This is a genomic window from Nonomuraea sp. NPDC050680 (assembly GCF_040654555.1).
Taxonomy (GTDB): domain Bacteria; phylum Actinomycetota; class Actinomycetes; order Streptosporangiales; family Streptosporangiaceae; genus Nonomuraea.
On record NZ_JBFAIF010000011.1, the window covers coordinates 119892 to 132238 of the forward strand.

The window sequence follows — 12347 nt, forward strand, 5'->3', positions numbered from 1 at the left end:
AATCCACCGCCCGCATGCGCCCCGGTCACCAGTGGCAGCTCGCGCGCGGCCGAGACCGTCACTGCGGCTGACGAGCTAAACCGGCGTCTCCACATGCTCGGCCGAGGCCGAGGCCGGTTCCCGAGGGGGCAGGCGCCGGGCGAGCCGGCCGATGGAGGCGATGAGCAGCGGGACCAGCAGGACGCCGACGAGGATCGGTGAGGCCATGTACCGGAAGTCCTGGGCGGAGATGTTGGCCAGGATGGCGAGCTGCTGGCCCACCACCGGCGCCGCCACGGCGATCACATAGCGGTTGCGCTGCGCCAGCGCGCCCAGGGCCACGGCCAGATAGGACAGGTAGCACCAGAACGCCCCCCGCCACAGCAGCCAGTCGTACTGCGGCTGCTCGGCGGTGGCCAGCCACGAGCTCGCCGCCTGGTAGAGGCCCTGCGACATCGGCCGGAGCGAGTAGACCCACCGGCCCTGGAAGTCGGGCACCTTGTTGGGTCCCACGTAGGTGTCGGCGTTCGGGCGCAGCGAGAACCGGTAGGTGCGCCCGCCTTCGACCGTGTCGTCCCCGAACACCTTCCAGGCGATCGCGCCCCGGCACAGCCTGGTGTCGACCACCATCGCCGGCTGTTGGAGAAGCAGGCGTTTCCAGAGGTCCAGCAGCTCACTGGCGTGCGCGTCGGCCTGCGGCCAGCTGAAGTCACGCCGCCAGATCAGCGGGTTGATCGTGTAGCAGTTGCCGCCCTCGGTCCACCTGGTCAGTGGCGCGACGGCCGTCATGAGGGTCTTGTCCTGCTCGGTGAACAGCTCTGGATGGTCCCGATACGCGACGGCGATGTCGCCGAAGGCCGTGTGGTAGATGTACGTCTTCGACGGGGCCGCGATGCCGAACTGGGGGAACAGCAGGTTGTTGAGCAGCAGTGGGATGGCCGCCGCCACCGTGCCGACCAGCGCCAGCCGTACGCGCATGGCCGAGACGACCACGAGCAGCACGACGATGGCGATGCCCACGATGAGGAAGCCGTTCGCCCGGAACAGCCCCAGCGCGGTCATCAGCAGGCCCAGCCCGAGCAGCCTGCGATAGGTGACGGTACGGTCGGCGGCCATCGCGGCGCAGGCGGCCGCGATCGCCACCGCGCAGATCGTGAACGGCACGTCCTTCCAGAGCGTGACCGTGAACGCGCCCGCCGTGGGCACCAGCGGCAGGAGTACGGCCACCACCGTCGTCGACCTGCGCGGCGCGCCGAGGTTCTTGAGCGCTTCCGTCAGATAGGTGAGCGCCGCCGCCATGGCCGTGGTCTGCAGGAACGTGACCGCGCCGAGGTCACCGGTGGTCCTGAAGCTGAGCCACAGCAGCGAGTCGTAGAGAACCGAATGGTCGCCCACCCAAGGACCGACGAGGGTGTGACTCAGGTAGAGGACTGAATCGCGGCTGAACAGCCCGGGATAGAACGCCGCCCACCAACAGGCGAGTACGGCCTGAATAGCGACGAACGTCCCGAGTGGCACCCATCGCCGGCGCTTGGCGATTTCGATCTGCATAGCTCCCGATCCAGGCGGTTCAGGGGTAACTCACCCCGGCTTCCATCCCCTTGCGGCGCTCCAGCGTCGGCACGGTGACGAGGTGGTAGCCGCGCTTCTTGAGCTCCTTGATGATCGCCGGCATGGCTTGTACGGTCTGCGGCACCACGTCATGCATGAGTATCACGCCGTCGCGCTTGGCCAACCGGAACACGGCCGCCTTGATTTTCGCTACGTTACGCAGCTTCCAGTCGAGTGTCGTACCGGTCCACAGCACCTGCGCGAGGTTCTGCGACCCCGCCAGGCCCAGCACCCGGTCGTCGGTGGCCCCGTACGGCGGGCGGAACATCTTCGGCAGCGTCCCCGTCTGCTCCTTGATGAGTTCCTGGGCGTTCTGGATCTCGGTGAGGATCTCGTTGTCGAGCAGCGTGGGCAACGACGGATGCGAATAGGTGTGGTTGCCGATGGCATGGCCTTCGGCGGCTTCCCGTCTGACGATGCTCGGATATTTCTCCACCTGCGCGCCTACCAGGAAGAAGGTGGCTTTGACGCGTTCCTTTTTGAGCAGGTCGAGCAGCTTCGGCGTATGGACGCTCGGGCCGTCGTCGAAGGTCAGGGCCAGACATTTGACCCGGCTGCAATCGATCTGCGCGTGAGCGCTCGTCGCGGGGAGTGACGTCATCGCTAAAGACGCCGCAAGTATGCCGTGAATCACCACATGCGCTAGCTTATGGCCAAAGTCGCCGCTGGAAGACTCTTAGATCGTTCCCATATGCGATGCGGTGCGCGGTACGGGACACCTCCAGGGCGAGCCGGTTCTCCGCCGCCCAGTCCTCGATCGTGGTGATCGGCACCGGGTGGATCCACTCGCGGGCGACGATCAGATCGTGGATCCGGCCGGCGGCGTTGCGCCACAGGGGCCTCGCGCTCATGTCCTTGTAGACGAGCAGGCCACCGGGCCGTACCGCGGCGCAGGCCCGGTCGAACACCGCCCGCTGCGCCGCGATCGGCACGTGGTGGATGACGTCCTGCATGTGGACCACGTCGTTGGAACGGGCCGGCCACGGCGAGCGGGCGTCGCGGTGCTCGAAGCGCAGCGTCGAGCCGCTGTCGCGGAGGCGGACGGCCATCCGCCCGGCCAGCCCGATCGCGACCGGGCACGGGTCGAAGCCGTGCCCCTCGACGCGTTTCCCGCGCGCCGCCATGAGGCCGAGCATCAGCCCGGAGCCGCACCCGATGTCGAGCACGCTCGCGCCCTCCGGCACGTACCCGATCGTCTCCTCGAACGGGCAGACCAGCACCCGCAGTCGCTGCTTGAGCCGCAGGGCCCGGGGCGCGTCCGCGTACAGCCGCCGGGCGTCCTCGAGCAGCAGGCTCCGATCGAGCGACACGCTGATCTCCTAATCCTCGCGGCGGGCACGCAGGAACAGCGTCACGCCCTTGAGCGAACCGACCGGCAGGCACCTCTCCAGCCTGACGACCGCGGACAGGCCGGCGTTGACCAGCGGAGGCACCGGCACCAGGTCACTGCCCGTGGACGAGTGCCGGCGCCGCGCGATCAGCGGGCGCAGGAGCACGTTCCAGCTCCACAGCCGCTCGACGCGCAGGCCCGCCTTCTCGACCACGGCGGTCAGCGAATCGCGGCAGTAGCGGCGCACGTGGCCGACGGCGTAGTCATGGGCCGACCACAGCGACATGTCGCAGGGGACCGCGATCAGCGCCCGCCCGCCCGGCCGCAGCACCCTGGCGATCTGCTCGGTGGCCAGGTAGTCCTCCTCGATGTGCTCCAGCACGTCAAGAGCGGTCACGAGGTCCACGCTCCCGGACTCGACCGGCAGGTCACGCGCGTCCGCCTGTACGGACCGGAGCCCGCGGCCCCTGGCCACCTCCACCGCGAGCTCGGAGCAGTCGGTCGCGGTCGCCTCCCAGCCCTCCTCGACGAGGACCAGGGTGTTGCCACCACCGGCCGCGCCGACGTCGAGCGCCCGGCCGGGCCGCAGGCGACGTACCTCGGCACGGAGGACGGCCCGGCGCTCCCGGTACCACCAGTGGCCGTCTTCGAGCGCGGCCAGGCGGCGGATCTCTTGTGCTCGCATGTCTGTCATTTCGTGGGAACCCGCCTCGGGAAGACCCACCGGTCCAGTGCGGCGAAGCGCAGCAGGGTGAGCAGGCCGTACGTGCCGACGGCGGTGGTCGCCTCGAACAGGCGACCGCCCGGTGACGGCAGGCCGAGCACCGCCATGGTGGTGACGGCGTAGTCGGCCAGGAAGGCCGGCGCGGTACGGACGCGTGGGGCCGTACGGTGACCGCCGAGCACGTTGACCGTCCAGCGGCGGGCCTCGGCGCCGGCGAAGCCGGTGAGCAGCAGCGCGGCGAGGTTGGCCGCCGCGGGGGGCCAGTGCTCACGCAACGAGAGATAGAGCAGCGCGTAGAGGAGTGTCGAGAACCCGCCGATCAGGGCGAACGACGCCAACCTGGTCAGTGTCACCGCGCGCGGCCGGGCGACGACCGCGTCCGGGTGCGTAGGCATGGGCTCAGCCTCGTTCGTCACCTTCGACCCGGCCTCGTCCGCCTTCAGCGCCGCCCTGCCGGCGGACATCGACCGCGCCACCCTGGCCAGCCCTCTGAGGTCCTCGACCGCTGTCCTGATGACGCGGACGCGCGAGTCGAGGTCCTCGACCCAGTCCACCGGCACCTCGTGGACGCGCAGGCCGTTGTGCTCGGCCAGCAGGAGCAACTCGGTGTCGAAGAACCAGCCGTCGTCCTCGACGCGGTCCATGAGCGGCCTGATCACGTCGGTTCTGGCGGCCTTGAAGCCGCATTGGGCGTCGCTGAAGCCGACGCCGAAACCGTACCGGAGCAGGGCGTTGTAACCGCGCGAGACCAGCTCCCGCCGCAGCGACCTGCGGGTGCGGGCGCCGCGCGCGAGCCGGGTGCCGATCGCGACCTCGGAATGGCCGCTGGCGAGCGCGGCCACCATCGGGAACAGCGCGCCGAGCCCGGTCGACAGATCGACGTCCATGTACGCGACGATGTCGGCCGGGCTGTCGCGCCAGGCGGCCTTCAACGCCGCACCACGGCCTCTGGTCTCCAGCTTGCGGGCGTGCACCTGCGGGAACTCGCGCGTCAGCCCCCTGGCGACCCGCCAGGTGCCGTCGATGCTCCCGTTGTCGACGATCGTGATGCGCCACGGCAGCGGGAAGGAATCGCCGAGGAACGCGTTGAGCGTCCTGATGCAACCGGGCAGTGCCTTTTGCTCGTTGAGCACCGGAATGACGATGTCCACGGTCGCCAGGGTGACCGGTTCGCCGAGAACGGCCGGGCTCCTGTCCATGGCGGAACGCGTGTGCATACGGGAATGCTGCTGGGGCCGTCCATTGATGCGCGGGCTGTTTCTCCGCACCATTCTTGGAGCAGGGCAGATTTTTACCCGGCGTTGAGCTCGTAGACGGAGCACTGGCCGCTGCGGAAACGCAGTGTCGCGAAACCATCAAGGGCTGCGTCATTCTCCGTGAACGCCCATTTGACGCCATATTCGCGTACGAGCCGCGCGACATTCTCCGCCGACGGCTGCCGGAACATCGCGTCGTTCGCCGCCAGCCGAGCCTGGTCCGCGAAGGGCAGAGCCAGGTAGGAGGTGCCGAACGGCTCGCTCCGCGACATCGTGCTCTGGGCGTACGCCCACCCCTCCACCAGCACCCGGCGCTCGCTGTAGGCGGACACCCAGAAATGGCGGCTGTCGCACACCTTCCAGCCGACGGGCCGGCAGTGCGCGTTGGTCGCCACCACGTCGTCGGGCGAGGAGTGGTCCCGCAGCCACCGCCCGGCCTCCAGCGCACCCTGCGGCACCATGCGCACGGGCGGCGGCGTCCCGGGGTGGCTCGACGGCCCGACCCCTTGGGTCAAGGTGGCCGGCACCGCGTAGCCGGTGAGCAGCGCGACCACCGCCAGTATTACGGGCCCACGCCGTTCGTGCCGCGGCGCGAGCACCGTGGGCCCGCGCCGTCCGCGCTGCGGCGCGAACACCACGGCCCGGCGCCACGGCCCGACGACCGCGAGCGCCACGGGCCCGCGCCACAGTGCGACGGCTGCGACAACCACTGCCACGAGCACGAGGTACGGCAGAGCGAGCGGGAAGAGTCCGTGGACCGGCACGTCCGGTCCGAGCAGCACCCGGACCCCCACGGCCAGCCCGGCCCCCAGCCCCGCCCACCACTTGGCGGCAGCGAATCCACGCTCCCGGCCGAGAGCCGCCATCCCGGCCACCGACGCGATCGATAGGTACGGCCGAGCGCCCTCCAGGAAGTAGTACTGGCTGGCCGACGGATGCCCCAGCAGCACGACGGCGCCGATGCCCCCCGCCCCGATCCCGAGCAACAGCAGCATGCCCGGATCCCGCAGGACCGCCCGCCTGGCCAGCACGCCCAGCAGCCCCGCCCACACGCACGCCAGGCAGATGAGGTGAATCCCCGTCAGCCCGGCCATCGGCCACACGGAGGCCCTGGCGACCTGCTTGGGTCCGAGGTCCGTCACCAGTCCCCAGACCGGCCGCATGCTCGCGAACGGCGCGAGCATCAGCCCCTGCCGCTGACCCCCGAAGATCACGAACTGCGCGAACGCCAGACCGGCCAGCGTGATCCCGATGCCCAGGAGCGCGGGCCGCGACCACGGCCCGGTCGGTGTGTTCCTGACGCCCAGGAGTGCGGGCCGTGACCATGGCTCGGTCGGTGTGTTCTCGACGCCTACGAGTGCGGGCCGTGTCCACCGTCTGACGACCAGGACGAGCACCAGCCCACCCAGCAACAGCGGGAGGAACGTCGCCTTCGCCCCGGTCAGCGCCGCCGACAGCACCCCGACCAGCACCCACCCGCCCGCTCCGGTCCGCTCCCGGCGCAGATACCCGACGAGCACCAGCATCACTGGGACGCAGAGCAACGCCCCGAACGTCTGCGTCGGACTGGTCCACACCGTGAACATCGACCGCGACGTGAACAGATTGCTCGCTCCCCGGTACAGCTCTGGGCTGACGGCGAAGTACGTGACGAAGACCGCCGCCACGCCCGCCCACCACCGCCCGGTCACCCGCCTGGCGAGCACCGCCACCAGCACGACCATGGCCGCCATCATCGGCAGCATCGACAGCCGGTAGAGGAGGGTCTGCGCTTCGATCCCGGTGACCCAGCTGGTGGCGGCCATCTCGGCGTAGACGTACCAGTGGTAGGACAGCGGCTCGCCCAGGACCGTCGGGACGGTCGGGGGCATGTGGTGCTTGAGCTCGCCGAGCAGGGCGAGGTGGTAGGGCATGTCGACGTAGGGAGTCGCGTTGCCGGGCCAGGTCAGGCCGTGACCTCCGTAGAACGACAGGGTGCTCCAGACGACGAGATAGCAGACGACCCCCGCCAGGGCCCACGCGCACCACAGCGGCACCCGCTCGCGACCCGCCGTCCCCGCTCCGGTTCCCGCTCCCGCCTCCGCTCCGGTTCCCGCTCCGGTTCCCGCTCCTGTCTCCGCTCCTGTCTCCGCCCTCGCCGCCGGTCCCGACCCTGACCGCCAGTGCCGTCGAAGCCCGGGGACGGCGATGAAGGCGGCGATCACCGTAACGGGCCAGACGAGCACCAGCAGTGGCAGCCCGGCCGCGCGCGCCGGGATGTAGACCAGCACCTCGATCGCATAGCCCAGCGCCAGCCCCGCCGCCAGCTCCTCGGCGAGCGACCCGCCACCCCGTGCCAGCGCCCGCCACAGCAGCGTCCCGGGAACCAGCACGCCGACACCGATATAGCCCCCGAAAGCCGCGAGGTCCCGGACGGAAACCCCCCGCCAGACGAGCGCCGCCACGGCCACCAAGCCGACCAGCCCCACCGGCACCCAGCCGGACCACCCCCGCCGCCCGGCCACCGGCGAGGCCACCACCCGCTTTGCCGCCGTGATCGTCATGCGGTCACCACGCGCTGGTCTGCCGTGATCGTCATGCGGTCACCACGCGCTGGTCTGCCGTGATCGTCATGCGCATCGGCACGCCCTTGTCCGCCCTGATCGTCACGAGATCACGGTTACCAGACGGGTGAACTCGGCGGTCAGGTCCACTCCATCCCAAACCCGGTGAAAGCTCAGCGCGCTCCCGACCGGCACCATCCGATCGACCCCCCGCCCGCCCAGCGCCCCCGCCAGCAACTCCAGCTCGGCCGGGACGAACCCGAAGTGCGTCATGGTCTGATCCCGGCGCTCCACCAGCCGCGCCAGCTCGCCGAGGCCGCCGAGCCGGGCGTGCGCGAACGTCCCGGCGCCCAGCCACCGTCGCGGCGCCGCCTCAGGACCGGCCAGGGTGACGCTGGCCAGCGCGTTGCCGTGGAAGTCGATGGCATGGGCGTCGCCGTCGGCGGCCAGCCCGTACGTGGCGACCCGCTTCTCGACCGCCATCGCGGCGTCCACGGACCACCCCCGCTTGGCCACGGCCCGCGCGAGCCAGGCGGTGAACTCCTCGCGCGCCGCGTCGCAGTCGGCGGCCGAGCCGACCCAGTAGACGGTGCGCGGGGACGAGCAGGCCGCCTGGTCGAACCAGTAGGCGTCGTTGGCGAACCCCTCGGCGACCGCCCCCCGCGTGGCGGCCGACGCCGACAGCCAGGCCGCCGCCCGGAGCACCGCGAACGACGTACGGTCGGGAAAGGTGAGATCACGCGCGTGCGGGGCGAGCGGATGGCGGCGGATCTCGCCGACCGCGGCGTCGCCACCCCAGATGACCCGCAGGTCGCACGCCGCTGACAGGGCCGCCGTGATGGCGTCGGAACGGTCGTACGTGACGATGTGCTGCGTGGCGGCCACCACCGGATCGGCGTCGGCCAGCGACTCCCGCAGCGTCCGCGTGATCGTCTCGGCCACGGCGCCCGCGCGCGGCGACAGGCGTACCACGTTGCGGTTGCCCATCAGCGCCGACAGCGCCCAGGAGTAGACGAAGACGGTGTCGACGTTCGCGGGCGGGACGTGGAACACCAGGCCGCGCGGAGCCCGCAGGTGATCGCCCGGGGGGCCGTCGAGAATCCGCGTGAGCTCGCTGGGCCGCAGGAAGAAGCCCAGTGAGGCCAGCTCGGGATGGCGTCGCGCCAGCTCCGGACTCAGCAGGCGCCTCCCGAACCTGGTGAGGAACTCACGAATGCGCTCATCACCCACCGCGAGCGGCTCGCCCCCGGATACCTGGCCGATCAGCGTCTCAACCGACATATCCCGGCAATCCGGAAACCTGACCCCGACCCACGGCTCGGACGCGACCTTGCTCATCACGCCGCCGACCGCGCCGAGGTGTCGCTGCAGCCGCGCGCCTCCGCCCTGGGCAGCCGCCCGAGCACCGAGAACCGCTTGCCCGGCCACACCCCGTCGTCCACCCCGTGCACCACGCCGAGGTCCTCCGTCAGCAGCACATGCCCCGGATAGGACGTGGGCAGCGTGCTGACCACCTCGATCAACCCCGGCACGCCGGGCGGCGCCTCCTGCCACGTCTCCGGATCGCGGATCACGACATCGGCGAAATCGGGGCAGTAGAGCCCGCCTCCGTCCGGCCCCTCCAGGAACACGGTGCCGATCTGCTCGACCATCCCGTAGAAGTCGTGGATCCGCCGCAGCCCGCACTCCTCGCCCAGCCGCCGGCGGAATGTGGCGTTGTCAACGGCCTGCTCCGCCAGCCGTTTCCAGCCCCCGGAGTGGATCAGCAGCCCTTGCGAAAGGTCGAGCTCACGCAGGTGCGACCACACCATGAACGTGAATCCGAAGATCAGGTAGGGCGCACCACCGTGCCGGGCGAGAAAACCCTTGACCGCCTCGGCATCCAGTCCGCCACCCTCGTCGAGCACGAAGGTGTGGTCCCTGCCGAAGTGCATCATGCCGAGCACGCCCGCCCCGCGAGCGCTCAGCGTGGCATCGCGGATCGCCGACCGGCTGTCGACGATCAGCATGGGCAGCCGCCGCTCGCCCAGCACCGCGCGGAGCGTCGCCGCCAGCATGCGCGGCTGCGCGGCCGCCGCCTCGCGGTCGAGATAGACGCGGCTGGGCCGTTGCCCGGTCGTCCCGCTGGAGGTGAGCACCCTGAACACCGCGCTCTCCGGCACACTGCGCAACTCGTGCGTCTTGAACAGCCGCACTGGCAGCCACGGCAGATCCGCCACCCGCTCGTAGGGCCCCGCCGCCCCGATCGCGTCGAGAATCCGGCGGTAGGGCAGGCACGCCCGCCGATGCCGCTCGGTCAGCGCGACCAGCTCGGGCAGCAGCGCGGCCTCCTTCGCGTCCTGGGACAAGGTGAAGACACTCATGTGCGGGCCTCCAGAGCGGGATAGTCGATCTTCCCGGTGCCGAGCAGCGGCAGCCGGTCCACACCGCGTACGTCGAACCCGCTCCAGTGGAGCCGCAGCTCGGACCCCAGCCGCCGGGCCAGCGTGGTGCATCCGTCGGCGTCGAGGCCCTCGGCCCAGACCGTGACGCGGTCGTCGCCGCTGGTGGCCGCGACGGGGCCGCGGTCGCGGAGCAGGCGTTCGATGTCGTCGAGGTTGACGCGTACGCCGAAGACCTTGGCGATGCGTTTCATCCGGCCGGTGATGTAGAGGAAGCCCTCGTCGTCGAGGTGGCCGAGGTCGCCGGTGCGCAGCACGCCGCCCAGGTCGTCGCCTCTGGCCAGGTCGTCGACCGTTTCGGCGTAGCCCATCATCACGTTGGGGCCGTGGTAGAGAACCTGGCCGTCGTCAATCGTCAGGCGACCGCCGGGGACGGCCAGGCCCACGGAGCCCGGCTTGGCGGCCAGGCGGTCGTGGGGGAGTACGGCGATACGGGCGGTCGCCTCCGTCTGGCCGTACATGACGAGGAAGCGCTGGGCCTTGGCGGCGAACTCGGTGACCAGGTCGGGCCGCAGCGGCCCGCCGGCCTGGGTCATGGTGGTGAGCGCGGGGTGTTCGACGGGGTCGAAGCGGAGCTTGCGCAGCATCTCGTACTGGTAGGGGACCGCGGCCAGCGAGGTGCAACGGTGCTCGTCGAGCATGGTCCAGAAGGACCGTTCGAGCAGGCCCGCGTCGGTCAGCACGACGGTGGCGCCCGCGGCGAGGTGGCTGTTGAGCACCGACAGGCCGTAGCTGTAGTAGAGCGGGAGGCTGGTCGGCGCGATCTCGTCAGACCCGATGGCCAGGGCGGCGGCGATGGCGTGGGCGTTGGCCGAGATGGCCGACCGCGACAGCCGGACGAGCTTGGGGTTGCCGGTCGAACCCGAGGTGGCGAGCAGGACGGCCAGGTCCGGATGGGGTTCGGGGGTGCCGCCGCGGGCACGCCGCAGGCCGTCGGCGGCACGCGTGAAGCCGAGCAGGGCGGCGGGCTTGAACCTGGCGGCCAGCTCGGCCAGCGCGCCGGGCGGCAGGTCGGGGTCCAGCAGCGCGATGGGCCTGCCCGCCTGTAGCGCGGCGAGGTAGCGCAGCACGGACGGCAGGTCGTTGCGCATGCCGCAGAACACCGGGCCGGGCGGCAGCGCTGCCAGCGCCTGCGTGGCGCTCGCGATCCGAGCGGCCAGGCCGTCGCCGGTGAGCACCCCTGGCTCCCCGGCGACGACTATCCGAGCGTCCGGATGCGGAAAGCACTGCGGAAGGCACTGCGGAAGGCACGGTGGTGTCCGCGCGTCCGGGTGTGGAAGGTGCTCCGGTGTCCGCGCGTCCGGGTGTGGAAGGTGCTCCGGTGTCCGCGCGTCCGGATGCGGAAGGCCCTCCCGAGGAGTCAGGTCCCCGCCGACCCGCGGTGCGGAACCGCCGGCGGGGTAGGGTGCGCCGGAGTGTAGAGAAGCGTTCATGGAAGACCGCCCGTCCATCGTGTCGGAGGCTTACAGCACCAGCCCGCCGTCCACCCCGATGACCTGGCCGGTGATGAAGCAGGCGTCGGCGGAGAGCAGGAAGGCGGCCGCGGCGGCCACGTCGCCGGCGGTGCCCAGGCGGCCGAGCGGGGTCGCGGCGATGGTGTCGGCGCGTGCCCGGTCGTCGAGCGTGGAGAGCATGTCGGTCTGGATGTAGCCGGGTGCCACCGCGTTGACCCGGATGCCCTGGGGCCCCAGCTCCTTGGCGGCGGCCAGGGTGAGGCCGAGCACGGCGGCCTTGGTGGCGGAGTAGACGGCCTGGCCCGGCGCCCCCTTGCGGCCCATGACCGAGGAGACCAGGACCACGGCCGGGTCGGTGCCCCTGCGCAGCAGCTTGACCGCGGCCTGCAGGGTGTGGGTGGCGCCCAGCGCGTTGACGTGGAAGAGCCGGCTCACCACGTCGCTGTGCATCATGCCGAGCAGGCTCGCCGCGTGGCCGCCCGCGTTGATCACCAGGGCGTCGAGCCGCCCGTGCCGCCGGTGGACCTCCCGCATCATGGCGGACACCGCGGCGGGGTCGGCCACGTCGCCGTGGACCGTGTCGGTGCGGCCCCCGGTCTCGGCGGCCACCTCGGCCGCCGCCTTGGCGGACCGCTCGTGGTCGCGCCCGTGGAGGACGACCTCGTGACCGGTACGGGCCAGCCGCACGGCGACGGCCCGGCCGATGCCCAGCGTGGAGCCGGTGACGAGGGCGACCCGGAGGTCAGGTGACGGCGTCGGCACCGTGCTTCTCCAGCAGCGCGGCGGCCTTGGCGAACGAGCTCATGTCGATCATCTCGTCCGTGTCGATCATGATGCCGAACTCGTCTTCCATCGCGGCGACGAGGGCCATGTGGGCCAGTGAGTCCCACTGCGGGATCGCCCGGTATTCGAGCCCGTCGACGTCCCGGTCGGCCGGCAGGCTCAGCGAGGCGCGGAAGACGCCGCGCAGGCGGTCGAGCTGGCTCATCTCTGCTCACTTTCTGTCTTC

Annotated in this window: 11 protein-coding genes; all 11 read right to left on the reverse strand. The window is 71.0% G+C overall.

The genetic code is table 11. The features are described 5' to 3' along the window. Positions 1-75: 75 nt before the first annotated feature. Positions 76-1530, reverse strand: a complete 1455-nt coding sequence (locus tag AB0H88_RS31545) for a hypothetical protein (protein WP_357650826.1) — start codon at positions 1528-1530, stop codon at positions 76-78. Between the two features lie 19 nt (positions 1531-1549). Then, positions 1550-2227: a polysaccharide deacetylase family protein gene (locus AB0H88_RS31550; protein WP_357650828.1), complete on the reverse strand. Its 678-nt coding sequence runs from the start codon at positions 2225-2227 to the stop codon at positions 1550-1552. A 10-nt stretch (positions 2228-2237) separates the two neighbouring features. Further along, positions 2238-2900, reverse strand: a complete 663-nt coding sequence (locus AB0H88_RS31555) for a class I SAM-dependent methyltransferase (RefSeq protein WP_357650830.1) — start codon at positions 2898-2900, stop codon at positions 2238-2240. 9 nt (positions 2901-2909) lie between these two features. Beyond that, entirely contained in the window at positions 2910-3605 is a 696-nt protein-coding gene (locus AB0H88_RS31560; RefSeq protein WP_357650832.1) for a class I SAM-dependent methyltransferase, read from the reverse strand. 5 nt (positions 3606-3610) lie between these two features. Then, positions 3611-4861, reverse strand: a complete 1251-nt coding sequence (locus tag AB0H88_RS31565) for a glycosyltransferase (RefSeq protein WP_357650834.1) — start codon at positions 4859-4861, stop codon at positions 3611-3613. 74 nt (positions 4862-4935) lie between these two features. Then, on the reverse strand, positions 4936-7443 hold the full coding sequence (locus AB0H88_RS31570; protein ID WP_357650836.1) for a hypothetical protein: 2508 nt from the start codon (positions 7441-7443) through the stop codon (positions 4936-4938). Positions 7444-7545: 102 nt separating this feature from the next. Further along, complete coding sequence (locus tag AB0H88_RS31575) at positions 7546-8724, reverse strand: acyl-CoA reductase (protein WP_357650838.1); 1179 nt, start codon at positions 8722-8724, stop codon at positions 7546-7548. A 56-nt stretch (positions 8725-8780) separates the two neighbouring features. Beyond that, complete coding sequence (locus AB0H88_RS31580) at positions 8781-9806, reverse strand: acyl-protein synthetase (RefSeq protein ID WP_357650840.1); 1026 nt, start codon at positions 9804-9806, stop codon at positions 8781-8783. Beyond that, positions 9803-11062: an AMP-binding protein gene (locus tag AB0H88_RS31585; RefSeq protein WP_357650842.1), complete on the reverse strand. Its 1260-nt coding sequence runs from the start codon at positions 11060-11062 to the stop codon at positions 9803-9805. Before AB0H88_RS31585 ends, AB0H88_RS31580 begins: the two co-directional genes overlap by 4 nt. Before the next feature lie 285 nt (positions 11063-11347). Beyond that, positions 11348-12100, reverse strand: a complete 753-nt coding sequence (locus AB0H88_RS31590; protein WP_357650844.1) for an SDR family oxidoreductase — start codon at positions 12098-12100, stop codon at positions 11348-11350. Next, positions 12081-12326, reverse strand: coding sequence for an acyl carrier protein (locus tag AB0H88_RS31595; protein ID WP_357650846.1), 246 nt, complete (start codon positions 12324-12326; stop codon positions 12081-12083). The genes AB0H88_RS31590 and AB0H88_RS31595 overlap by 20 nt, the downstream gene beginning before the upstream one ends. Positions 12327-12347: the final 21 nt, after the last annotated feature.